The 24,301-nt window shown below is 38.5% G+C and carries 19 protein-coding genes; 5 read left to right on the top strand and 14 right to left on the bottom strand.

The window, feature by feature from the left end:
• Positions 1–385: 385 nt before the first annotated feature.
• From LVD15_RS14930 to LVD15_RS14965, 8 genes are all read right to left on the bottom strand, one after another.
• On the bottom strand, positions 386–1,723 hold the full coding sequence (locus LVD15_RS14930; protein WP_233776029.1) for a transposase: 1,338 nt from the start codon (positions 1,721–1,723) through the stop codon (positions 386–388).
• 291 nt (positions 1,724–2,014) lie between these two features.
• Positions 2,015–2,317, bottom strand: coding sequence for a rhodanese-like domain-containing protein (locus LVD15_RS14935; protein WP_233776030.1), 303 nt, complete (start codon positions 2,315–2,317; stop codon positions 2,015–2,017).
• On the bottom strand, positions 2,314–4,260 hold the full coding sequence (locus LVD15_RS14940; protein WP_233776031.1) for a T9SS type A sorting domain-containing protein: 1,947 nt from the start codon (positions 4,258–4,260) through the stop codon (positions 2,314–2,316). Before LVD15_RS14940 ends, LVD15_RS14935 begins: the two co-directional genes overlap by 4 nt.
• A 3-nt stretch (positions 4,261–4,263) precedes the next feature.
• Positions 4,264–5,055, bottom strand: coding sequence for a PASTA domain-containing protein (locus LVD15_RS14945; protein ID WP_233776032.1), 792 nt, complete (start codon positions 5,053–5,055; stop codon positions 4,264–4,266).
• Positions 5,056–5,131: 76 nt separating this feature from the next.
• A complete protein-coding gene (locus LVD15_RS14950) occupies positions 5,132–6,205 on the bottom strand; it encodes a D-alanine--D-alanine ligase family protein (protein WP_233776033.1) in 1,074 nt (357 codons plus the stop codon).
• Between the two features lie 54 nt (positions 6,206–6,259).
• Entirely contained in the window at positions 6,260–9,235 is a 2,976-nt protein-coding gene (locus LVD15_RS14955; protein WP_233776034.1) for a T9SS-dependent choice-of-anchor J family protein, read from the bottom strand.
• Positions 9,236–9,277: 42 nt separating this feature from the next.
• Positions 9,278–9,583 (bottom strand): NifU family protein, encoded by a 306-nt coding sequence (locus tag LVD15_RS14960; RefSeq protein WP_233776035.1) that lies wholly within the window; start codon positions 9,581–9,583, stop codon positions 9,278–9,280.
• A gap of 9 nt (positions 9,584–9,592) precedes the next feature.
• Entirely contained in the window at positions 9,593–10,687 is a 1,095-nt protein-coding gene (locus LVD15_RS14965; protein ID WP_233776036.1) for an Mrp/NBP35 family ATP-binding protein, read from the bottom strand.
• 204 nt (positions 10,688–10,891) lie between these two features.
• Between LVD15_RS14965 and dnaG the strand changes: the two genes are divergently transcribed.
• From dnaG to surE, 5 genes are all read left to right on the top strand, one after another.
• The gene (dnaG, locus tag LVD15_RS14970) at positions 10,892–12,808 is read left to right on the top strand and encodes a DNA primase (RefSeq protein WP_233776037.1); all 1,917 of its coding nucleotides are present in this window, start codon (positions 10,892–10,894) and stop codon (positions 12,806–12,808) included.
• A gap of 25 nt (positions 12,809–12,833) precedes the next feature.
• Entirely contained in the window at positions 12,834–13,415 is a 582-nt protein-coding gene (locus LVD15_RS14975) for an LOG family protein (protein WP_233776038.1), read from the top strand.
• 173 nt (positions 13,416–13,588) lie between these two features.
• Complete coding sequence (locus tag LVD15_RS14980) at positions 13,589–14,821, top strand: bifunctional 3,4-dihydroxy-2-butanone-4-phosphate synthase/GTP cyclohydrolase II (RefSeq protein ID WP_233780965.1); 1,233 nt, start codon at positions 13,589–13,591, stop codon at positions 14,819–14,821.
• Positions 14,821–15,444 (top strand): hypothetical protein, encoded by a 624-nt coding sequence (locus tag LVD15_RS14985; RefSeq protein WP_233776039.1) that lies wholly within the window; start codon positions 14,821–14,823, stop codon positions 15,442–15,444. Before LVD15_RS14980 ends, LVD15_RS14985 begins: the two co-directional genes overlap by 1 nt.
• 12 nt (positions 15,445–15,456) lie before the next feature.
• Positions 15,457–16,233 (top strand): 5'/3'-nucleotidase SurE, encoded by a 777-nt coding sequence (gene surE / locus LVD15_RS14990; RefSeq protein WP_233776040.1) that lies wholly within the window; start codon positions 15,457–15,459, stop codon positions 16,231–16,233.
• 415 nt (positions 16,234–16,648) lie between these two features.
• Here the strand turns inward: surE and LVD15_RS14995 are convergent, their stop codons facing one another.
• The 6 genes from LVD15_RS14995 to LVD15_RS15020 all read right to left on the bottom strand — a co-directional run bounded on the left by LVD15_RS14995 (position 16,649) and on the right by LVD15_RS15020 (position 24,270).
• Positions 16,649–17,416 carry a DUF6048 family protein gene (locus LVD15_RS14995; protein WP_233776041.1) on the bottom strand — a complete coding sequence of 256 codons (768 nt, stop codon included), beginning with the start codon at positions 17,414–17,416 and terminating at the stop codon, positions 16,649–16,651.
• A complete protein-coding gene (locus tag LVD15_RS15000; RefSeq protein WP_233776042.1) occupies positions 17,388–18,062 on the bottom strand; it encodes a hypothetical protein in 675 nt (224 codons plus the stop codon). Before LVD15_RS15000 ends, LVD15_RS14995 begins: the two co-directional genes overlap by 29 nt.
• Positions 18,063–18,115: 53 nt before the next feature.
• Positions 18,116–20,632 (bottom strand): replication restart helicase PriA, encoded by a 2,517-nt coding sequence (priA, locus tag LVD15_RS15005; RefSeq protein WP_233776043.1) that lies wholly within the window; start codon positions 20,630–20,632, stop codon positions 18,116–18,118.
• A gap of 41 nt (positions 20,633–20,673) precedes the next feature.
• Positions 20,674–22,710 carry a thioredoxin domain-containing protein gene (locus tag LVD15_RS15010; RefSeq protein ID WP_233776044.1) on the bottom strand — a complete coding sequence of 679 codons (2,037 nt, stop codon included), beginning with the start codon at positions 22,708–22,710 and terminating at the stop codon, positions 20,674–20,676.
• 67 nt (positions 22,711–22,777) lie between these two features.
• On the bottom strand, positions 22,778–23,761 hold the full coding sequence (locus tag LVD15_RS15015) for a GSCFA domain-containing protein (protein WP_233776045.1): 984 nt from the start codon (positions 23,759–23,761) through the stop codon (positions 22,778–22,780).
• Positions 23,762–23,778: 17 nt separating this feature from the next.
• Entirely contained in the window at positions 23,779–24,270 is a 492-nt protein-coding gene (locus LVD15_RS15020; RefSeq protein WP_233776046.1) for a YdeI/OmpD-associated family protein, read from the bottom strand.
• Between the last annotated feature and the right edge of the window lie 31 nt (positions 24,271–24,301).

Here is a 24,301-nt window from a genome sequence, read left to right on the forward strand (position 1 = left end):
CGAGATTTTATCCTGTATACTCAATAGAAAGTAACCCCTAGGCAAAGTATGTTATAAAAACAAATCGGTAGTAAATGTGAAAAAGGGACTACTAAAGCTTAAGAAAGGTGCCAAAAACTGATTGTTTTTGTATATAATAGGGTTGTAATTTGTATTATAATCAGTTGAAATATAATTAGGCCTCCCTTGATAATTGCATAAATCAAAACAAGATATAAAAGCTGGACTGATTAAGTCCAGCTTTTTTTGTTATAAATCTGAACACCTTCCGCTTTAGCGTCTTCGAAAAGTGCAAAATCGTGAGTGGTTTTATTAATAAATCTGAAGGAATATCGATTTAGAATAGTATAGACACACCGATCCCTAAGGCTTTTCTGATTTAGGTTTAGGCGGCCTGAAGTAGTGGTATGTTTTCTGATTTCTTTTTGCTCATCTTAACAGCATTGGCCATCATAACGGCAAAGAATACATGTATCATTTCTCGTTTTTCTCCCTTAACCTTGATTTTATTCAGGCCGTAAGCCGTTTTATGGGTACCAAAACTTCCCTCCATCACGGTTGCTCTCTGGTTAGAGATGAGGCTTCTGAGTTTGCTTTCCTCAGGTTTGTTTATCTTGGGGCCTTTCTTTGGAAAGCAAGTGAACACTTTCCTTACTGTTAAATACTTTCTGTTGGCATTAGTGGCATAAATGCGATCTGCCCCCAGCTGATGAAGGGAGCCAAATATCGATCTATGTTTTAAACTACTTATTTTTAGTCTGGTACTTTCATTGAATGCCCTGAACTCCATGGCATCAATAAAGCAGATGCCGTCAACCTGAAGCATGTGGGTTTTCATTCCAAACTCAACCCTTTTAGTTTCTTTGCCTCGTACGATAGGCCTGACATAAGGTCTGGGAAGCGATACTATCCTGTTTTTCAATTCTTTAGCTGGATGATGCTGCAAGAATTGCTGTTGCCCAAGTACCTTCTGTATTGTTTTTAGGTATGCTCGCTCTTGAAAGTGAAGCTGTATTTGTGGGTTTTCATTGAGTAAGTACTGCAGCTGTCCAAGCCCTTTGGACAGTAGATATATCAATGCCTTTTTACGCTTGCGTCCAGCTTTGTATGTCTTTTTTCGACTACGATCGTAAGACATCTGCTTGCGTTTTTGATCTATATATTTGGAGCGAGGCCGTTTTACACCTAATATTTTACTCCATCTGTAAAGCTGTTTTTCAAACACCCATTGACAGCTTTCCCAAAGTAGTTTTACATCGGTAGGAAAACGAATATAACTTTCATAGCAAGTGGCATCCATTAAGAGAACATGCGTATTATTCATATCTCTTTTCCAATGATGAATGAGTACTTCCTGAAGTTGTTGCCAATCAGTATTATCAGCCATATACGTCCTGATTCTACTTAAAATGGCCTTATCCTTAATTCTTTGGTTATCATCCAACAATTTATTGCAAAAAAGCTGAAGGCTCCAGTCCGTATTAAATCGTTCTATTAACTTCTCGTCACTCAGGTTTAAATAAGATTTTAGAAACATTAGACCAAACATGCCTTGGGCCGAAAACCAGCGGGGTGCGCCTGGGCCTCTATTTTCCTTTGGCAAACATTCTGAAAGTTGACTCCAAGGAATAGTATTATAAACTTTCCCCAAGGTGCTATTCTTGAATAAGTACCATTTTGGAGTTAAGTAATCTTGCGGTTGGAAAAGCTCTTGATCTCTCATATATTACAGTGTTAATTGTGATTAGGCACTACAATTTAACAAATCAAAAACCCCGAAAAAAGCTTTATATAGCTAATTTCGGGGTTTTATTTTATGCTTTAATACTGATAAGAAACTGTATTTCAGTGTTTTTTATTTAAAAGGGAGGCCCTAATTAATTATAATATTTCTTATAGGTGTGATTTTTTCAATTTTTTTTAAAATTTCAAGACTTAAAACAGGTGGTGTATGGTTAAATATAACCGCTATTAAGCTTCTTCGTTCATATTAATCAATAGGTTATAGTTGACCTTATAATTGATTTAGTAAAATGGCCTTTAGCCCGCCTTTAATGCTGCTTACGCGAGTGTAACCTTGTTGGGTAAGGTATTTGGCTGCTTGCCTGCTTCGGCGCCCAGATTCGCAGTGTACGAATATTTCATGATTTTTGTTGCTGGGCAGTTTGTTTAAGTATTGTGGAAGCTCACCTAATGGATAATTAGCTACTCCGATATTATTTTCATCATATTCCCAGCATTCTCTTACGTCAATTATCAGAATGCTGCTGTCATTTTTCACTCTTTCCCTATATTCCGTTACCTCTATTTCTCTCATTGAGCTTGTTTAAAAATTTTGATGGATTGCGTCTTGTTTTGTGAATGGAGTTGTAAGATATAAATGCCAGTTGGCAAGTGTTTAATATTTAAAATATGGCGTTCATTTGAAATTTCTTGTAACTCATATTGCTGACTAACCCCTCTTAGATCTGTTAAGTGGATCTCTTGATAGCTTCCTTCTAGAATATATTCACCATTAGATGGGTTGGGGTAAACTTTAAGATTTTGAATATTTGGGTTTTCTACACCTACTGTAGTGCCCTCAAATTCACCGAAAACTGGCCTAATCATTAAGCTGCCAGAGACCAAGCTATTTTGCTGCCAGGTACCATCCAGATTATAAAATATTTTGTCACCAGTATCTGTGTTTCTATCTAAGCCTACTCCTAATTGTCCGTTAGAGTTTTGTAAGTAGCCAACATAAAAAGTGCCTGATACATCTACTTCAGTCCCTAAACTATATCTGATAAATTGATTTCTTCCTGTATTACTAATAGACTGAGATGTGCGAGCTCTCAGGGTGCCAGGCTGTCCGTTATTGTCATCCCAAACGCATAGGAAGATGCTTCTACCTGTAGGAGATGTTCCTAGGTAGGGGAAGTATATGTCTATGGCTGTAATATTATCACTTAATGATTCAGGCATGGTAAACTGATAAGCCAGAAAGTCACCAGAAAAGTTGAGTCCAGCTCCAGCTTCAGCTTGTCCATCATCATATGCATAGTAATCTTTTAATGCCAGTCTAACCTGAGTGGTATCGTTGTTTCTAAAATCAATAGGAGCAAAAACTTCTGGCACATAATCTCCCACTACATCCTGGCCGGAGGTCAGGTTATCTGAAGCATTGATTACCAGCTTTAGGTCAAGAAAAACTGAATCCATTGAAGTATCAATATCTCCATCGTTTAATTGAAGTTCGCTAACGGGTGCTGTAATAGATACTGTTTCTTGTGGATATAAAATACTGTTGGTGATATCGCTGCTGTTGTCAAACTGGGTAGTGGTGCTGGCCGAGTCTGTATAACTGACTACATCCAGGTATAGCTCATATATATAAGGCTGTCTTCTCGGCAGGTTGTCTACATCTATATCTTCTGGATTATCTAAATTGTAAAGAGAAAAATTTATATCTGAGAAGTAATCATAGGAAAAATGATCAATGGGCACAGCCTGATAATCTCCCATGAGCGAATAGGGCTGCATACTTATAGAGCGATCAGGGTAGCTGGTATCTTCAGCATTGAGACTACGCCCTTCATTCATGTATACATAGTCAATATTCCAGATATCAAATATTCCAGATTGGCGTCCATAAGCGGCAAATTGAAATTGAAATTGATCATGAAAATATTCTTCTAGGTCAACTTGTAAAACCACTTGATGAAATGATAAGCTATCTCTGGTTAACTCTTCACCCAGAGGCCATACTGTATTCCATATACCATCTGCATCTTTGAAGGCTAAACTTAGCCCATCATTTTCTTCTGGAGCCTCACCATATCCTGCATATTGATAGTAGAAGCTGAGATAGACATTGTCAGCGACGGTAAGCTCACTTAGTTCTATAGGTTTACTTGTCAGCGAATCAGTAATGCCTGTGCTAGTTGGGCTATTGACATACGGTGCTCCTGAGCTGTTTAATCCATCAAAGGTGGCTACGCCAATGCTTGGAGGATTTACGCCCATACCGTTATTAATAAACACACCATTAGTAGACCATAAGCTGTCTGACGGTGAATTGTCAGAAAAGGAGAAGTCATCCCAAAAAGGCAGGCTCAGCGGGGTTTCATCCTGTTGCCGAGCTGTAGAATTAGTTTTTTTACCTACGCTAGTATTTTGGGAATCAGGTATAGGGAAATATGATATTTGTGCACGCACTGTTTGGTAACATGCAGTTACTAAAAATAATAGACATATCACCTTACCTGAAATCTTAAACATACTTTATGGGTTAGTTTCAGTCATTTCTTCTTCAATCGTTTTTTCTGCAGGAGATATCCAGATATCTATCTCGTCACCTACATTTACTTGAGTACCTTCTAATGGCTCTTGTTTAGTTACTATGGCTTTCATACCAGTTGTATCTCCTTCTAGTGCTACCAAACCTATTTTTAGGTTAGATCCTAGTATTACGAATCTTGCATCTTCCAGTTCGCTGCCTACTATGTTAGGTGCTTTAAACATAGACGTACCAGAACCGTTACCTACAATAAGATCTATTACTGATCCTTTCGGTATTCTGTCTTCTTTTTCAACCTTCTTGCCTTTCATTTGCATATCCAGGACCAGGTTGTGAAATTGACTCGGTTGGTATATTATTTCGCCTCTTTTTAGCTCATTACTTTTAAGTACTGCTTCTGCATTGAGTAACGATCTGTCTACCAAATCAGGAACAGGCACAGTAGGAGGGCTTACTCTGTTTATAGAGATAAATATTTTTCTGTTTTCTTTTACCTTGCTGCCCGGCTTAGGGTATTGCTTTACAATGGCGAGAGGAGGGTAATCTTCTGAAAAGGTGGAGTCATTTACCTCGTACCTTAAGTTTCTTTTTGTTAAAAAATCATCTATTTCATCCATATTTATACCGTCCAGGTTAGGCACGGTGATAGATTCGCCATGATTAGTGTAACTAGGCAGGTACACATAAAAGAAAACCAGAGCGCTACCCAAAAGCAGGATAGCTACAATTACAAGATGAATTAAAAAATCCTTTAATGATTTTTGTTGTACTTTCATTCTAGACTTATGAGTATACTAAACGTTCAAACTTAATCAATTCTTATAAAGAGATAAAATTAAATTTTATCGATAGTTATGGATTAAAATTATTACTTAGTCTTTGAGATGCTTCATGTTTCGCTAATGCCAGCTCAATAAGCTTAGTAAGAAGTGGGGTAAACTCCAGTCCGCGTTCTTTCCACATCATAGGAAACATGCTTGAATTAGTAAAACCAGGAATGGTATTGATCTCATTGATAATTATGTCTCCATTTTCCTTAAGGAAAAGATCCACTCTAGCGAAGTCCTCACAAGCGAGTGCTTTATAACTTTGAACGGATAGCTTCTGAATTTTTTTAGCAATTTCTTCACTTACTTCCGCAGGTATCTGCAGTTTTGCGGCTTCTGGGTCAAGGTATTTAGCATCGTAAGTATAGAATTCATAATCACTGCTTACCACTATTTCTCCCGGAAAAGTAGCTTGAGGATCATCATTACCCATTACAGCGCACTCTAACTCTCGGCCCTCTACAAACTCTTCAAAAATCACCGTTTTGTCAAACTTAAATATATCTTCCAGGGCTTGCTTAAATTTTTCTTCACTACTCACTTTATGCACACCTACAGAAGAGCCTAAGTTAGCGGCCTTAGCCATAAAAGGTAATTGAAGCAGATCTGTTATTTCCCGGTAAGATATGAGGTGCTCTTCGTTATAGTTATAGGAGATGTATTTGCTTACAGGAATATTGGCGGCATCTAAAAGTCTTTTTGAATACAGCTTGTTCATAGATACTGATGACCCTAACACTCCTGTGCCTACGAAAGGTAAGTTTACAGCCTCTAGCATGCCTTGAATACTACCATCTTCTCCGTCAGTTCCATGAAGCACTGGAAATACAATGTCTGGTAATATGCTCTTACCATCTTTTATATGAAAGAAACCTTTGCGTGAAGGGTCAAGAATAAGCAGTAGCTCATCAGATTCATCAAATTCTCCATTTACCTGATGGGTTAAATACCACTTACCTTCTGTAGAGATATAAATGAAGATGGTTTCAAAAGCAGATTTATCAAGAAATTCGGCTACATTTTTAGCTGAGTTGATAGATATTTTATGTTCGACAGACTTGCCTCCAAATATGACGGCAACAGACTTTTTAGTATTCATAAATTTAGAATTGGCATCAGTGGTCAAAGATAAAGATATCTGAGAGATAGTTGATTATCGCTGAATCATAATTCTGTTTATATCGGTAAATGATTCACTTTTTACTTTAATCAGATAAATTCCGCTGGAGAATGTAGATAGGTCAATAGTGTATGTCTGATTAAGCGTATTCTCAAAACTCTTTTCAGCCATTATTTTACCATTGGTATTGTAGATGATAATTTCCGCTGTTTGCTTGTAATCAAGATTGAAAGGCTGGTAGAATATACCATTTGAAGGGTTAGGATAGGGCTTTTCGGCTCCTTGTTCATATTGATTGGTTACAAAAATGTTGATATCATCTAGATAAACATCACTGCCTTGTACGCTTGTGCTTACAAATGCAATTCTTACCCCGCTCTGGTCTAAGTAACTATCGAGGTTGACATCGAAAGTACTCCAGCTATCAGTGCCCGGAGTTCCGGTGAAGCCTCCATTGGTAAGTTGATCATAAGTTATGGATAGCAATATTTCATCATAGGTGTTGCCACAATCTGAGCTTCCTAGCACGGTAATTAAATTACCATTGTTTTCACTGAAAGAAGCAGCAAGATCAAATGAAAGGTTGGCGGTATTGAAGCCTTCAAAAATGAGAGCCGGACTTATAAACCAATCTTCAGAGTCGGCTGACTCATTATTAGCAGCATTTAAATATAGCACCGTGTTATTTTCGATTTTTACAGAATCCCATGTGCTAGTGTTTTTATCAGAATTACTGATTAGCCATAAGCTTTCTGCATAGTTTTCAAAGTCCTCTTTAATGGGAATGTAGTCAAAGCTTCCATCAATATAAAAATGAAGCGTTTGAGTGTTATTAAGTGGGTTATTGTCTAATTCTCCATTAGGATTACTAACCGTGATTTCCAGATAATGCTCCCCTTCAGACAAACCCGTTAAGTTGTCAGAAAGTGGTAATATAGCATTAGGTTGCAAGGTGTCCTTTTTAGACATAACCCAGTTTAAGTTTACAGGACTGCCGCCATCCAGAACATACACTGCATCAAAGGACATGATAGGCATGGTGCCTTTATTTTTTACAATAAATTCAAGGTCAGAGGTACTACAAGCTACTGGAGCCGGGCTTACAATATCTTCAAGAGCAATATCTGTTTTTTCAGAGTCATCAAATTCAATGTCATCAAGGTATAGGCTGGAGCCATTGCCGTTAATAGCAATGAAGGAGATACTTATTTTTTGTCCTCTGTAGGCTTCTAGGTCTACAGCTTCATAGAACCAGTCTGAAGCACTGGTGGGAGAGAAACCATCATGAGTGGCTAAATCTTCTCCTACCTTATAATAGACGGTGTCAGCGTTGTTTAAAGCATCGCCACAGTAAGGATTTACGGTAACTAAAAGGCCTTCTTTCTGTGACAAAGAGCTAAAAGAGTAAGCTACAGCAAATTTTAATACCGCTACAGGTGATTCTGTAATATCTATTGCTGGAGACTTTAATATGTCAACAGCTCCGTTTTCATAATTGTTGAAGTTAATGCCTAATGCGCTGTTAGAAGATGTTTCTTTAGTAGCATTTACAATATTCCAGGTAATAAATTCATCAGGGTTTTCTATGGTCCAGTTTTCAGGGAAGGCGTCGAAATCAATTGTAAAGGGAAGCTCTGTTTCTTTTGGTTTCGTTACAGATATTTCCGCCAGATTATTAGTGTTGTCACCGTCTGTGGAGCCGTTTACTTGCGTGATTTGGAACTCAAATTGATAAGCACCAGGAAGTCCATAGGTGTATGGGCTGAAACTGACATTAGTAATAGCTAAAGGAGCTAGGTTGAAATTGAAATTTTTGGTTTCAACAAGGTTGCCATTTACGGTTAGAGATATTCTGGCAGAGGTAATGTTGTTATCACCGTAGTTTCTGACTTCCACAGTGGGAACCGAAAAGTCCGCGCAATCAGAGGTTTCTGGTGTAATAATATTTCTAATGCCCAGATTATTACTCACGGTAACTGGGGCAAGCAGTGCGGGTGATTCTTTTAAGCTGGCACGTCTGGGACTATTTTCTAATACTATTCTTATACGTTCTTTTTGCCCTTCTGTAAATAGATTCATGCAGGCATCATTAGTGTAGTCCATGAAATTTTCATACATGTCTCTGGAGCCACATGATTCTAATATGCCACTAGGGCAAGAGTTTGTGGAGTTTTGCTGAGAAGGGGTGTCATCAACATAGTCAGTTCCAGAACAGGTGGTATTATCACCCCAAATATGCCTTAAGCCTAAATAATGGCCTATCTCATGTGTTGTAGTTCTGCCCAAGTCATAATTACTAGCCAGGTCGCCTCCGTGAAATTTATCAGCAGAACCAAAGGCTACATAATCAATTACAACACCGTCGGTAGCTCTGTCTATACTTTCGTTTGATATGCCACTAAGTCCCGAATCAGGAAACTGTGCATAGCCCAAATAATTTTGATAAATATCTGTAACCCAAATGTTTAAGTAATCTTCTGCCGGCCAGTAGCTAAGTCTTTTGAGAGCTACGTTTTCCCCTGTCAGCCATTCTGGCTGATGGCCGTTTACCCTTACGATACCATTAGTAGGTAAGCCTTCAGGATCTCTTTTTGCAAGTTCAAATTGAATTTCAATATCAGCGGCTACTGATTGGAATATTGTGGGAGTATTTGCTGCGTCAGCATTTAGCCTTCTGTAATCTTCGTTAAGAACATCTATCTGAGAAAGAATTTGTTCATCAGTAATATTACGGTCTTCACCCAGCGTCTCCCCATTATGAATGACATGCACTACTACAGGTATAGTAATGATTTCAGCCATTTGTCTGCCTTGAGATGATTTTTTAGCTTGCCTAAAAGAAACAACCTGCTTATTCATCCATTTTTCAAATTCGGCCTTTTCCTTAGTAGGGTTGGGGCTGATCATTTTCTCATATGCCGGAGTAGCACATCGCTGTGCTATGGCATGAGTTTGAATAAGAAAAAAAATGAATAACAGGCTTAGTAAACGAGTGCAAGCACAGGACAATATTAGGTTTAGGTTTTTCAGTTGTATGTCCGTTTAGTGAAACTATGCTAGGTTATCGGGCAATTTGGCGTTAGGATCGTCCGGGTGAGTAATATTTACAGCTTCCACTGCTTTCACCTGTGGCACTACCTTACGTATAGCTTCTTCTACTCCGGCTTTTAATGTCATAGTAGACATAGGGCATGATCCGCATGCACCGAGCAGCTCCAGCTTTACTACCAAATCATCACTAACATCAAGCAACTTCACATTACCTCCATCGGTTTTTAAGTAGGGCCTAATATTATCAAGAGCAGTATCTATCTGCTCTTTTATCTCATCCATTGTAAGTGAATTAGCGGTTTCCATTGAGGGTTATTATACTTTAAATTCTACCGTTTTTGTTTCTTCTACTGTTGCATTTCTTATAGCTACCTGTCTGGCTACAGACTCAGCAAGCTCAGTAAATGCTTCTTTTGTTTTACCTTCTTTAAGCACAGCAGGATATCCATTATCACCGCTTTCTCTTATGCTTTGTACAATAGGTATCTGACCGATCAAAGGAACATCAAACTTGTCTGATAAGTTCTGTCCTCCGCCTTCTCCAAATATGTAATACTTATTGTCAGGGAGCTCTTCAGGTGTAAAATAGGCCATATTTTCAACTATACCTAATATAGGTACGTTAATTTGTGGCTGCTTAAACATAGTAAGACCTTTCCTAGCATCTGCTAAGGCTACCTTTTGCGGGGTAGTAACTATCACAGCTCCTGTTACCGGCACAGTTTGTACCAGAGTAAGGTGTATATCACTGGTTCCTGGAGGTAAGTCTATCAGTAAGTAGTCTAACTCACCCCAATCAGTATCTCCTATAAACTGCTTCAGCGCAGAGCTGGCCATAGGGCCTCTCCATACTACAGCATTATCGGCAGGAGCCAAAAAGCCAATAGAAATAAGCTTTACTCCGTATTGCTCTAAAGGAACAATAATGTTTTTACCATTTACCTGCTTTACTGATGGTTGTTCATGCTCACAGTTAAACATGGTAGGTACAGACGGTCCGTAAATGTCTGCGTCTATAATTCCTACTTTTGCTCCTTCCTGTGCCAAAGCTACGGCCAGGTTAGATGCTACTGTTGATTTTCCAACTCCTCCTTTACCTGAAGCTACCGCTATAATGTTTTTAACATTGGGTAGCAATGGCGCACTATTACGTGTAGTAGTTACATTAGATGACATCTGAATGTCTACCTTAATATCAGGATTTACCAGCTTATGAATTGCATCTACACAGTTTTTCTTGATTAATTCCTTGAGCGGACATGCAGGTGTGGTAAGTACTACTGTGAATTTTACAGCATCACTAAACACTTCAAGATCCTGTATCATGTTTAAGGAAACGAGATCCTTTTTAATATCAGGATCATCTACCGTAGAAAGTGCTTTGATTATATCTGATTTATCAAATTTCATGTGTTTCCGTCCCTTCTGAAAATCAATGTTTAATTTTAGTTTGCAATTTAGGCCATATCTTTTGCTTTTTTTAGTTTTTACACTAACAATTTGTGACTTCAATCTATTGAAAAAAACTATTGAAATAAAATGAAGTATAACCTGCTGTCAGATTGCGGACTCTCTTCACAAAAAATTATCTTTGCAAAAAAAAAGTAAGAGCCATTGATTTCAGAAGCTACCATACAAGCAGTAAAAGATAGAGTAGAGATAGAGGATGTTATTTCGGATTATGTGTCGCTTAAGCGTAAGGGGCAGAATCTCTGGGCGTGCTGTCCTTTTCACGGAGAAAAAACGCCTTCTTTTACCGTTTCTCCATCAAAAGGTATTTATAAATGTTTTGGCTGCGGTAAGGCCGGAGATGCTATTTCATTCGTAGAAGAGCACGATGGACTAAATTATCTGGAGGTAATCAGATATCTGGCCAATAAATACGGCATAGAAGTAGTAGAAGAAGCGCAGACCGATGCCCAAATACAGTCTCAAAATGAACGAGACAGCCTTTTTATTGTACTCAATTATGCCAAGGATTTTTACCAGAATACGCTAAAGAAAACAGACGAAGGCCAATCTATTGGTTTAAGCTATTTTAAGGAAAGAGGGTTTAATGAGAAAACCATAGAGAAGTTTGAGCTTGGATATAGTCTTGATAAATGGGATGCCTTTAGCAAAGCGGCCGTATCTAAAGCTTATAGTGAAGATATATTAGAAAAGGCCGGACTCCTTATTAGAAAGGAAGATAAGAAGTATGACCGTTTCAGAGGTCGCGTTATTTTTCCTATCCATAGTATTTCTGGTAAGGTAATAGCTTTTGGAGCCCGAACACTCAAAAAGGACGCAAAACCTAAGTATCTTAATTCACCAGAGACGGAGGTTTATCATAAGAGTGAGATTTTATATGGTATCCATCAGGCTAAGCAGAGCATCAAGCAATTAGATAATTGCTATTTGGTGGAAGGCTATACCGATGTAATCTCTTTACATCAGTCTGACATTTCTAATGTAGTGGCTTCATCAGGAACATCACTCACAGATGATCAGATAAAGCTTGTACATCGATTTACCAAAAATATTACCGTTCTGTTTGATGGTGACCCTGCCGGACTAAAGGCTTCACTGCGTGGTATTGATATGATTTTGCAAGCCGGCATGAATGTGCGGGTGGTGGTGTTCCCGGAGGGAGAAGATCCGGATAGTTACTCTCGTAAGCTGGGCACCTCTGAGTTTAAGAAGTTTCTTGAAGATAACACTAAAGATGTTATATCCTTTAAGGCGGCGCTTTTAGCTAAAGAAGCAGCCAGAGATCCTTTAAAAAAGGCGGAGTCAATAAAGGAAATAGTAGGCAGTATCGCTAAAATGCCTGATCCTATTGTAAGATCTGTTTATGTGAAGGAAACCTCAAACAAAATGGGTATTGAGGAATCTATTCTGTTTTCTGAGCTTAATAAAATATTAATTGGAGATAGGCGTAAACAGGATAAAAAGGATTTCAAAAAAGGAGATCAGCATGACGTACTCCATACTGTAATAGAAGAGAAAACGCCTACTGGAGTAGACGCGAAAGAAAGCCTTGCCGTGCAGGAGAGGGAAAGTATTCGGATATTACTTAATTATGGTTTTAATGAAATAGAGGAAGAATATCACTTATATAACTATTTATTAGAGCAACTTGAAGAGGTGGAGTTTATCACTCCTATTTATAAAGAGATTTTAGAAGAATTTAAGAAGGAGTTGGCTAATGGAAAAGTGGTAGATGGTCAGTACTTTATTCAAAATGGATCTCCGGAAGTGAAGAAGTTAGTAGTAGACCTGATTAGCGAAAGGCACGATATAAGTAACAACTGGAATGATAAGTATGAGATTTTTGTACCTCGGGAGAATGATATCTTAGAGAATGTGGTGTTTACTAATGTGTTGAGGTTGAAGTTTAGAGTTATTCAGCAGCTTGTTTTGGATAATCTGGCAAAAATGAAGGAAGCTAAAGATGAGGAAAGCGAAGAGTATCACTTTAAGATTCATGCTGAACTGAAAAAATCAGAAATGGAGATAGCCAAGTCTCTGGGTATAGTGGTTACAAGATAGATTATCAATTATAAAAAGTATTCATATGAAGAGCGTTGCAGTATTTTGTGCTTCCAGCTTAGGAAAAAATAAAATTTATGAAGAGACAGCTATTGCCCTGGGAAATAAAATAGCATCAAAAGGCATGAGGGTAGTTTACGGTGGGGCCAAAGTAGGACTTATGGGAGCCGTGGCTAATGGAGCCTTACAAAGTGGGGGTGAAGTGGTAGGTGTAATTCCTGGCTTTTTGAGGACTAAAGAAGTAGCTCATGAGGAGCTTACAGAGCTGATCCTGACAGAGAGCATGCATGAGCGAAAAACCAAAATGCATGAACTAAGTGATTCTGTTATTACCCTGCCCGGTGGTTTTGGCACTATGGAAGAGATGTTTGAAATCCTTACCTGGGGACAGTTAGGTATGCATAAAAAGCCAATAGGCTTACTAAATATTGATGGTTATTATAATTCACTAGTTACTTTGCTGAACGATATGGTTACCAAAGGATTACTTAAAGAAGTGAATAGGGAAATGCTTTTAGTAAGTGAAGATATTGATGATTTATTAGAACAGATGGAAGCGTATAAAGCTCCTGAAGTGCCAAAATGGATCAGTAAAGATAAGACCTGATATAAAATCACCTAAGCGCAAATTCACTTTAGCCGCTTATGATCATTTAAAGCCATTCACATTCCTAATATTAAGTTAACTGCGAACGTCATTAAATTTAATTTTGTTGATGTGTTGATAACTTTTTTAACAGGGTGAAAAAACCTACTTTTGCCTTGAAATATAGCAGTAGGATGAGTCAAGATAGTATTAAGCTTAATAGCATAGAAGAGGCCATTGAAGATGTTAAGAATGGCAAAGTAATCATCGTAGTAGATGATGAAGATCGAGAAAATGAAGGAGACTTTGTATGTGCTGCCGAGTGCATTACTCCTGAGATCGTTAATTTCATGGCTACACATGGCAGAGGTTTAATCTGCGTGCCGCTAGATGAGGACAGGTGTAAGCGTCTGGATTTAGAGTTAATGGTAGGTAAGAATACCGCTACTTTTGAAACTCCCTTTACTGTTTCTGTAGATTTGATCGGTCATGGCTGTACCACTGGTATATCTGCTCATGACAGGTTTAAAACCATAAAAGCATTAATAGATCCGGAAACTGATCCTGAAGAGCTGGGTAAGCCAGGTCATATATTCCCATTAATGGCTAAGCAAGGTGGTGTGCTCAGAAGAGCAGGACATACCGAAGCAGCTATAGACTTTGCTCGTCTGGCAGGTTTTAGACCAGGTGGCGTTTTAGTAGAAATTATGAATGAAGATGGCTCTATGGCCAGACTCCCGGATCTTGTGAAGGTAGCCGAGAGGTTCGATCTTAAGTTAGTTTCTATAAAAGATCTTATCGAATATCGCGTTAAAAAGGAAAGCCTGATAAAAAAGGAAGTTGATAATGTAAATATGCCCACAGATTATGGTGATTTTAAGATGGTGGCATATCAACAAACCAATACAGGAGATAATCACCTGGCGCTGATAAAAGGCAGCTGGGAACCTGATGAGCCTGTTTTAGTAAGAGTACATTCTTCTTGCGTTACCGGAGATATATTTGGCTCTTGCCGATGTGATTGTGGAGGGCAGCTGCATGCTGCTATGCAGTTAGTAGAGAAAGAAGGCAAAGGGGTAGTGCTTTATATGAACCAGGAAGGTCGTGGAATAGGCTTGGTAAATAAACTGAAAGCCTATAAATTACAAGAAGAAGGACTTGATACGGTAGAAGCTAACCTCAAGCTGGGTTTTGAAATGGATCAGAGAGATTACGGTGTAGGAGCCCAAATATTGAGAGACTTAAATATTCAGAAAATTCGTTTGATATCAAATAACCCTAAAAAGAGAGTTGGGCTGATTGGTTACGGTTTAGAGATCTTAGAAAACGTAGCAATAGAAATACCACCTAACATTCATAATCAGGTTTATTTACAAACGAAAAGAGATAAAATGGGACACCAAATTTTAAAGAATACTAATAAATAGTGAAAACAGCGAGATCATTTCTCATCATATGTTTTTTAAGTAGCTTTTTTGCACTTCAAGCTCAAGATTTCCCCTCAGAAATTTGGCATGAAGGCAAAATAGTGCTTCTCGAAGGAGATACTTTGAGAGGGTTGGTAAAATATAATCTTGAGAGTGATCTTATTCAATACAGTGGCAATAAAAAGACTATAAAAGCCTACACTGGGCGCAAATTATTATTCTTTGAAATTTACGATGAAACGGTAGAGAGATATCGACAGTTTTTCTCTATTCCTTATAGTTTGAATGGAGACTATAAAGTGCCCATCATGTTTGAGGTACTGGTGCGAGGAGATGAACTTTCTCTGCTCTGCCGAGAGGCCATAGAATATCAGGTGCGATCTTATCCTTATTCAATGGGTGGAACCTATTCTTCTTACGTGCTGGTGTATACCTACTACTTTATGAGCCCTGACGGTACCATAGCCAAGTTTAGCGGCAAAAAGAAAGACCTACTCTATATTATGAAAGAGAAGCATTCTGAAATGAAGAAATACATCAAAGAAAACAAAATTGATGTAGACAAACGTTCAGACTTAGCTAAAGCATTAATTTATTACAATTCACTTTTCGATAAAACCTAAAAGGCTGTTTTAATGAACAAACCACTTATTCTGGTGTCTAATGACGATGGCATCACCTCCAAGGGAATACGCACCCTAGTAGAAGTCATGAAAGAATTAGGAGAAGTAATAGTAGTAGCACCAGACGGCCCACAATCAGGAATGGGGCATGCTATAACTATAGGCAATACACTGCGCCTGGAAGAAAATAATATTTTTGATGATGTGGTGGCATATCAGTGCTCCGGTACTCCTGCTGATTGCGTAAAGCTCGCAAAACATTTCGTGTTAAAAGACAGAAAGCCTGACTTGGTAGTGAGTGGAATTAATCATGGTAGCAATACCTCAATAAGTGTTTTATATAGTGGTACCATGTCAGCAGCCATAGAGGCCGCCATAGAAGGCATGCCTTCCATAGGTTTCTCACTATGTGATTTTTCTGCTGATGCAGATTTTAGCCACGTAAAGCAATATGTGAAAAACATAGCTAAAAATGTGCTTGAAAAAGGAGTATCTAAAGGGGTAGCGTTAAATGTTAACTTCCCTCCCAAGCAAAATGAAAATATCAAAGGGGTAAAAATATGCAGACAAGCAAGAGCTAAGTGGCAGGAGCAATTTGATCAAAGGTATGACCCAAATGGAAGAAGGTATTTCTGGATGGCTGGTAACTTTGTTAATCATGATAAAGGAGAAGATAATGACGAATGGGCCATTGCCAATAACTATGTTTCTATAGTGCCTTGCTTGTTTGATCTTACCGCTCACCACGCCATAAGCACTCTAAGTGATGATTGGGATCTTAATATTTAAGGTGAAGAATCACTTTAAGTAGGGGAGGTAACTAGCTAGTAATAAAAAAAATATATTTTTTTTGATTACCAGGTTACCTATTAAGGGCTGGTGATATATAGCTATACAAGAGATTAATTTATTAGGGGGTCTCAACAGCTATTTTTTAAGCTTACTTTTATTTTTTAAACGATATCTTTTAGATATGCCCCAGCTGTTGAGATCCCCAATTTTTTTATCGTAGCATATCGAAATAATAGCTCTTGTTATCTTGTTTTTTTATTGAATCAAGTTCGATGTGAATTTAACGCGGTTATAAGGATTATGTTTAACCTTTAGATCAGCGTTAATAAAATAAATTCAAGTTTTAGAAAAGAAAAGGCTGTTCATTTACTTGAACAGCCTTTCTTGTTTTCACGTAAGTCGGGTGAATCTTTTATAAACTTAATTTTAAATATAGGTTTACAGCAGGTACTGAGCTGTCAAAACCTCTGCCATAACCCGGTATAGAATAAGTATCTACAGGTTCAAATGTTTCTTTTTCTATCATGAACCGCATGGCAAAAGTAGCTCCTACTATAACATAGTCTGTAAGCTTTCTTTCAGTACCTACCAGTACTTCTCCCCAAGTGGCTGATAAATCTTGACGATCAAAAGATTCTGTGATATTAGGCCATAAGGTGCTACTTACTTCGTAGCTGCCGCTTTCATCATAAGTGGCCATACCATAGCGTCCACCAACATAGAAATAGTTGAAATTATCAAGAGGAAGTAAATAATTAATACCTGCTTTAAAGAATTGACCCTTTGCGGTATAATCCCCATTTTTAATGGCATTAGCGGGATTCAATTCAGCTTGTCCTATATGGCCTATAAGCACAAATTTATTCTTCATTTGAAAGGCAATGCCTCCTTCATACTTGGTTTCATAATCAGTAGCCAAAGTGATTATTTTTCCATAATCGATGAATATTTGAAAGGCAGTTTTGACCTTCACTTTTACTTTGGCGGTAGAGGCATCAGTCTTTTGCTGAGTAGTGTCCGTTATAATGGGCATACTAGCCGTGCTATCAGTCCTGATAGTATCAACCTCCGTAATTACGGTGTCTGGTTGAGTAGTAACCTGTAAGCTGTCAGTCTGTGCGGAAGCTGTAAGGGCGAATAAAATGCTAATGCTAGAAATTAATAATAGCCGTATAATCATTGCTGGCGAAATTTGTAGAGTCTTCTTGTTCTTGCGATAAGCTATCGTAGGAGTCATCCTTTCTTATTACTTGAAAATTATAAGCTAATACCTTTACTTTTCTTTCTTCTATTTTTCTTTCACGGGTGTAACTGGTGAATATATTGAATGTAATATCACCTCCGCTATCGTCATTACGAGTCAGAGTCACTCTAAACATACTGGTATCAGCATTCGGGTTTAAGGGTAGGCGGTAGTTAGTAGTTGAGTCAGTGAAAAATAAGGGCTGTGAAGTAGTGCCTACACCTACTATTTGTGAGACTTGAACCTCCCCTGAAGCTAGTATCGATCTTATGGAGTTATAGTGACTGATGTTGTCATTAACACTGTCACGTTTATCATTTAGCTTCCGTTTCGCCTCGCTATAGTCCGTAGTGTCTCCTGCTTCTATTAGAGAATCTAAGGATCGGATTGAATCTGAAATGTTAGTGACTGAATCACTTAAAAAGGCTATGCTATCTCCCAATATAGTATCTCTGGAGGCGTGCATAAACTGTAAATTGAAATAAGGGGAGGTGTTTTTCAGGTCTATTTCCTCTTCTTCACAACTAAGAAGACCCAGGAGAGCAATAACACCAATGACAAAAATGCGGTCTAAATTTTTCATAAATCAAGGCAAAAATAGGAAATTCAGAGTTTATAATGCTGTAAAATTCTTTCTTAGTAAGGGTCTACATCAAAAATGATGCGCGAAGTTTTAAGGGCTTTTTCTTGTTGTACTTCTAGTGCCATTTCCTGAATGATACTTTTCACCTTAGTAAGGTTAATTTTTGATCTTTCTAGTTTAATAACCAATTCCATAAGGTACTCATTTCTTATTCTTGAAATAAGAGGTTCTTCCGGGCCTAGCACTCTTTTGGTGCCAAGTTGCTCTTTGAGTAAGTTACCTAGTTTAATAGCTGCTGTTTTAGCCAGCTGAGCATCTTTATTTTTAATGATTACATTTATCAAACGCGTAAACGGAGGGTAGCCGTGCAGAGACCTTTCAGCTAACTCATTTTTATAAAAAGCAGGGTAATTATGTGTGGTAATCTGAGTTAAAATGGGCTGCTCAGTATCCCTTGATTGAATGATTACCTTTCCTTTCTTCTCTCTTCTGCCTGCTCTGCCACTTACCTGAGTGGAGAGCTGAAAAGTTCTTTCATAAGATCTGAAATCAGGAAAATGTAACATTCGATCTATGTCAAAAATGCCCACCAGGTTTACATTGTCGAAATCCAGCCCTTTACTGACCATTTGTGTGCCTACCAATATATCAATATCGCCATTTTCAAAATCTCTAATAATGGTGTCATAGCTGTTCTTGCGGCGAGTAGTGTCCAAGTCCATCCGTTGTACCTTGGCATCAGGGAAGAGTAGCGAAAGCTCTTCTTCCAGTTTTTCTGTACCAAAACCAATAGTCTTCATATTGGTAGAGCCGCAAGCTTCGCAGGCACTGGGCACCTGCTCTTTATAACCACAGTAATGGCATCGCATCTCTGCTTTATACTGATGATAGGTGAGGCTTACTGCACAATTTTCGCACTTTGGCACCCAGCCGCACTCCTGGCAAATCAGGTAAGGGGAGTAGCCTCTGCGGTTTTGAAAAACTATAACTTGCTCTTTTAATGATAAGGCTTGTGTTATTGCCTCTATAAGCTCAGTAGAAAACTCACCCTTTAGTAATTTTTTATTCTTTTGCCTGACCATGTCAGCCACTCTAAACTCTGGAAGCTCACCACTGCCGTACCTTTTGTTGAGCTGAATTAGACCATATTTACCATTCTGAGCATGGTATTGAGTTTCTATGGATGGAGTAGCAGAGCCCAGCAATACCTTAGCATGGTGTTCTCTTGCTATTACAAAAGAAACATCACGAGCATTATATCTGGGGGCAGGATCATATTGTTTGTATGAAGACTCATGTTCTTCATCTACTATGATAAGGCCTAAATTATCAAATGGTAGAAACACTGCTGAGCGCACCCCTATTACAAATTGATATTTGCCGGAGAGAACGCCTTTCCATACTTCAACTCTTTCATTATCAGAGAATTTAGAGTGGTATACACCCATTTTGTCTCCGAAAATCTTTCTTAATCGGGAAACAATCTGAGTGGTAAGTGCAATTTCAGGAAGCAGGTATAACACCTGACTTTCTCCCTCCAGGGCATCTTGAATAAGGCTAATATATATTTCGGTTTTCCCACTTCCGGTGATTCCGTGCAATAGAGAGATGTCCTTTTCATTAAAGGACGCCATAATCTCATCCTTAGCTTGTTGTTGTATATCGGTTAATGTTACTTCTTTCAGAGTAGCATCATAATTGTCAAACCGGGATATGATCACCTGAAATTCTTCTAGAACTCCATTTTTTATTAGTGTTCTTAATGAAGACGCAGACAGGTCAGCTTGAGTAAAGGAGTTCTTTTCTACTCCTTCTTTGTTTTTCTCTGGGTGATTGAAAACCGGCACCTCTTGTAAATAATGCAGCAAAATGGCTTCTTGCTTAGGCTTTTTTTCTATTGATTCAAACAGAGATTCCAACTCTTTTTTGTCGTTTGCCAATGCTTGTGCAAGCCTTATTCGGTTTTCTTTTTTAGGCTTGTATTTTTCTTTTACTTCTTCAAATAGTAAAACCGCTCCTTTATATACCAAAGACTTAATCAGGCTGTAGATGGTTTTTTGATTTACCAATCGGCTGATGTCTCCGTAAGAGAGTGTTTCATCATTGAGCAATGCTTCTATAATGGTTGTCTCTTTTTCATTGAACTCAATTTCAGATTCATAATAATCGAAATGAGAATGAAGCTGTACCTTAGATTCGCTACTAAGCTTGAGCCCGGAGGGTAGCGCCATGTTGAGTACTTCTCCCAGGGTGCACATGTAATAATCAGCGATCCATTGTAACAGATTGATTTGAAGAGGCTGTATTACAGGCTCCTCGTCAAGCAACTCCAACAGGTATTTGGCGTCATACTTTGCCGGAGGCGTTTCATGAAGTCGGCCTATTACTCCGGTCAAAATCTTACGATGCCCAAACAGCACTATGACTCTGGCTCCAATGCACACGCTGTCATTGAACTCCATGGGTACACGGTAGGTAAACATTTTAGGGATGGGCACAGGTAAGATTACATCCGCAAACCATGTTTTACGCTCTGTAGAAGTATTGTTTTGAAATTCCAGCTGACTCATCAATAGTCAATGTTAACAACTAATTGAGAACCATACAACAGTTAGTGATTTTGTAGCTGTTCAAAGGCTTTGTTTACTTCTTGAACCGGTAGTTTGCAGGTTTTATTATAACATACATAAATAGTGGTTTTACCTGACGGAGTAGTTTTACCTTCCATAAGCGGTAACTGGCTTGATGTGGTAGTTCCCATCATGACCTTATTAGGTACATATTTTTGCGTGAACTCATTGCGTTTAGTCATGGCATTATCTCCAACTATAGCTATTTCAGCTGTAGGCGTAGCCATATAAGTGTATAAGTTGCCCCAGTTAGAGAGATAGCCTATTTCTGTAGAGAGTAATGATTTTACTTTTGAAAGCATTGCCATGCTGGTGCCTTTATAGTCATTATCATCATATAAAACCCCCAGCATATACAGGTTAATAGCCATTTGTGAATTGGATGATGGAATTACATTATCAAAGATTTCTTTTTTGCGAGCGATGAGCTTTTGAGAGCTATTATCGGTATAGAAAAAGAGATTTTCTTCTTTGTCAAAAAAGTGTTCCAAGGTGTAATCGGTGAGCTCCTTGGCTTTTTTTAACCAGCTTTCATCAAAAGTGGCTTGATATAGAGCCATGAAAGCGTCTATAACAAAAGCATAATCTTCCAGATATCCATCTATAGAAGCCTTGCCATTTTTGTAGTTGCGGTAGAGCTTGTTGCCATCCATCATTTTGTTAGTCAGGAAATTAGCATTCTTGATGGCTAAATCTAAAAAATGCTTTTCGCCAAAGGTGTTATAGGCATCAATTAGGCCTTTAGTGGTAATGGCATTCCAACCCGAAAGGATTTTATCATCAAGGCCAGGGCGCTCACGGTTTTCACGTTCCTTTAGTAGTAATTCATTGGCTTCACTAACTATATTTTGAAGTTCCTCTACCGTAATTTCATGGTTTTGGGCAAAGGTGCTGTCGTTTAGTTTTTTGTGCAAGATATTTTTACCTTCTTCCCAGTTTCCTTTTTCAGTGGCATTATAATAGGATTTAATTAATGAAGCCTTGCCATTAAAAAGCTTTTCCAATTCATCGTCTTGCCATACATAGAACTTGCCTTCTTCGCCTTCGCTGTCAGCATCCAGAGCTGAATAGAAGCCGCCTGCTTCATGCATCATTTCTCTTTCTAACCATTTGATGGTTTGGTAAACCACATTTTTATAAAGCGGTTTTTGGGTTATGCTATAAGCTTCTGAGTACAAGCTGAGTAGCTGTCCGTTATCATAAAGCATTTTTTCAAAATGAGGTACAAGCCAGTTCACATCTACTGAGTAGCGAGAGAAACCGCCACCAACCTGATCATAGATTCCTCCTTTGGCTATCTCATCGAGGGTGAGTTCTACTTGAGCCAGTGCAAACCGATCGTTGGTAAGGTGGTAATAGCGCAAGAGAAAGAGCCAGTTAGAGGGCATCGGGAATTTGGGAGGTTGATTAAATCCTCCTTTTTCTCTATCAAAGCGAGAAGCCAGCTTTCTAAACATAGAATCTAATGACTCTACAGTGATGTCAGAGTTATCGGGCTTTAATTGGTATTTGATGGTTTCGCTGGTAGCAATGGCTTCGGTAAGTTCATCGGCAGAAGCTTCTACTTCATTTCTTTTGGTCTCATATACCTTTGCTATTTGGGTAAGTGCCTGAGCCCACCCTTGCGGCGGGAAATAAGTGCCGCCATAGAAGGGTTTTTGATCAGCCGTGAGAAAAACATTTAACGGCCAGCCTCCATTTTGCCCCATGGCCTGGAGGGCATCCATATAAATCTGGTCAATGTCTGGGCGTTCTTCTCGGTCTACCTTAATGCACACAAAGTGCTTGTTCATGAGGTCTGCAATGCTATCATTTTCAAAGGACTCCTTTTCCATAACATGGCACCAGTGACAAGCCGAATAGCCAATACTCACTAATATGGGTTTATCTTCTTTTTTTGCCTTTTCCAGTGCTTCTTCGCCCCAAGGGTACCATTCTACGGGGTTGTAGGCGTGTTGTAGTAAATAAGGACTGGTTGAATGTATAAGGTGGTTTGCTCCTGCGGGCATTACTTTCATTTCTTGTTTTTTTGAATTAGAACTACAGGCGATAAACAGGCTGCTTATTAACAATATCTTAAAGTATTTAACCATAATGTTTCACAATCTGTTTTTTTAATATTTCTATTTCATCAGTTACATTGATTTGGGGGCTTAACTGATTTAACTTATTTATGGTTTCATGAATGAATTTTTGATGATCTTCTGATTCAGGATTGAAAGGCCTGTGATGTACTGCTCGCTGAAGTTTAGACCATTGTTTTAAAAATTGCTGAGTATCTGTATTAAAGTAGGCATTAGAAAATTTGTCCCAGATATAATCTTCAGCTACTTCGCTGGGGTGAATCATATCGGCCTTGTAAAAGCGGTAATCTCTAAGGTCATCCATCATAATCTCATAACTAGGAAAATAATGAACGGATTGGTGTTTAGTTGATAGCTCGTGGCATACCATTCTTAGTATTGATTTGCTCACACTGTTTTGTTCTAAGGTATCTTTTATATGTCGGACCGGAGAAACTGTAAGAATGATTTTCAGATCAGGGTTCTTTTTCTGAAGCTCATTAAACAAAATAGTAAATTCTTCGGTAATATCAGTGGGAGAGAGGAGCTCTTTAGAAAAATATTTTGAAGGCACTTTATGACAATTGGCTACAATCTCCTGGTTATCTATTCTTCTATAAATAAATGCGGTGCCAAAGGTGATGATTAACCATCCGCTTTTCAGGAGGTGATCGTGAGTTTGTAGGATGCTGTTTTTTACAGCATCTCTAATTTTTTCTTTTTCAGTAGATGAAAAAGAAGAATGAAAATCATAGTTAGCATGCAGGTGGCCGGCCTCTACGTATGTATCTTCAGAAGGATTTTCTTTATTTATGCTATAAGTAAGTAGTTTGAATATGGAGATAGGGTTATAAACAGTGCCGAATGGATTGGCCAGGGCCTCAAATTTATTTTCATTAAATCTGTTGCCCATGCAGTCAGAAAAGCAAGATCCGATGGAGAGAATGGGAGTGGAGTGACTAATTTTTTCTGAAGAGGATTGAATGTTTACTTCTGTTCTGAACATGGCGTAAAGGTATATAATTAATCTTTGCCCAATATTCGGCGAAACTCTTCATTTCCTTCTGGCAGTTGCTTCAGGTTTTCAATCAGCATAATGGATCTGTCTATTCTTGTCTGGCTTCTTTTTGCTTGAGCCACGTGATAGATGATGTATCTTTGCTTGCTTATAGGCAGTAGATCAAACCTTCTTTTTCCTTCGTCATCTTGCTTAAGCAGCTCTTCGAGTTCTTCAGGGAAGGGCATTCCATATTTACTGGTGTCCGGCTTTAGTGTTACGTGAACGGTGCTGCCTACATCAGCTTTAATTTTTTTTAACCTTTCATTATTGATGGTGATGTAGGCTTTTCCTTCTCCCAGTGCCATAAAGCCGCTTTGGTATGAAATGACGTCATTAACCTTTACCACTACGCGTTGCTTAAGGCCGCCCATTTCATCTACTATCTTTTTGGGGATTTCCAGGTATTTGAGCTTAAGCTGATCCAGCTTTCCGATGGTAGATTTAAATGAGGGCATGTTGGCTAATGTTTATAACATAGCGAAAATA

This window comes from Fulvivirga maritima (assembly GCF_021389955.1).
In the GTDB taxonomy this organism is placed as follows: Bacteria; Bacteroidota; Bacteroidia; order Cytophagales; family Cyclobacteriaceae; genus Fulvivirga; species Fulvivirga maritima.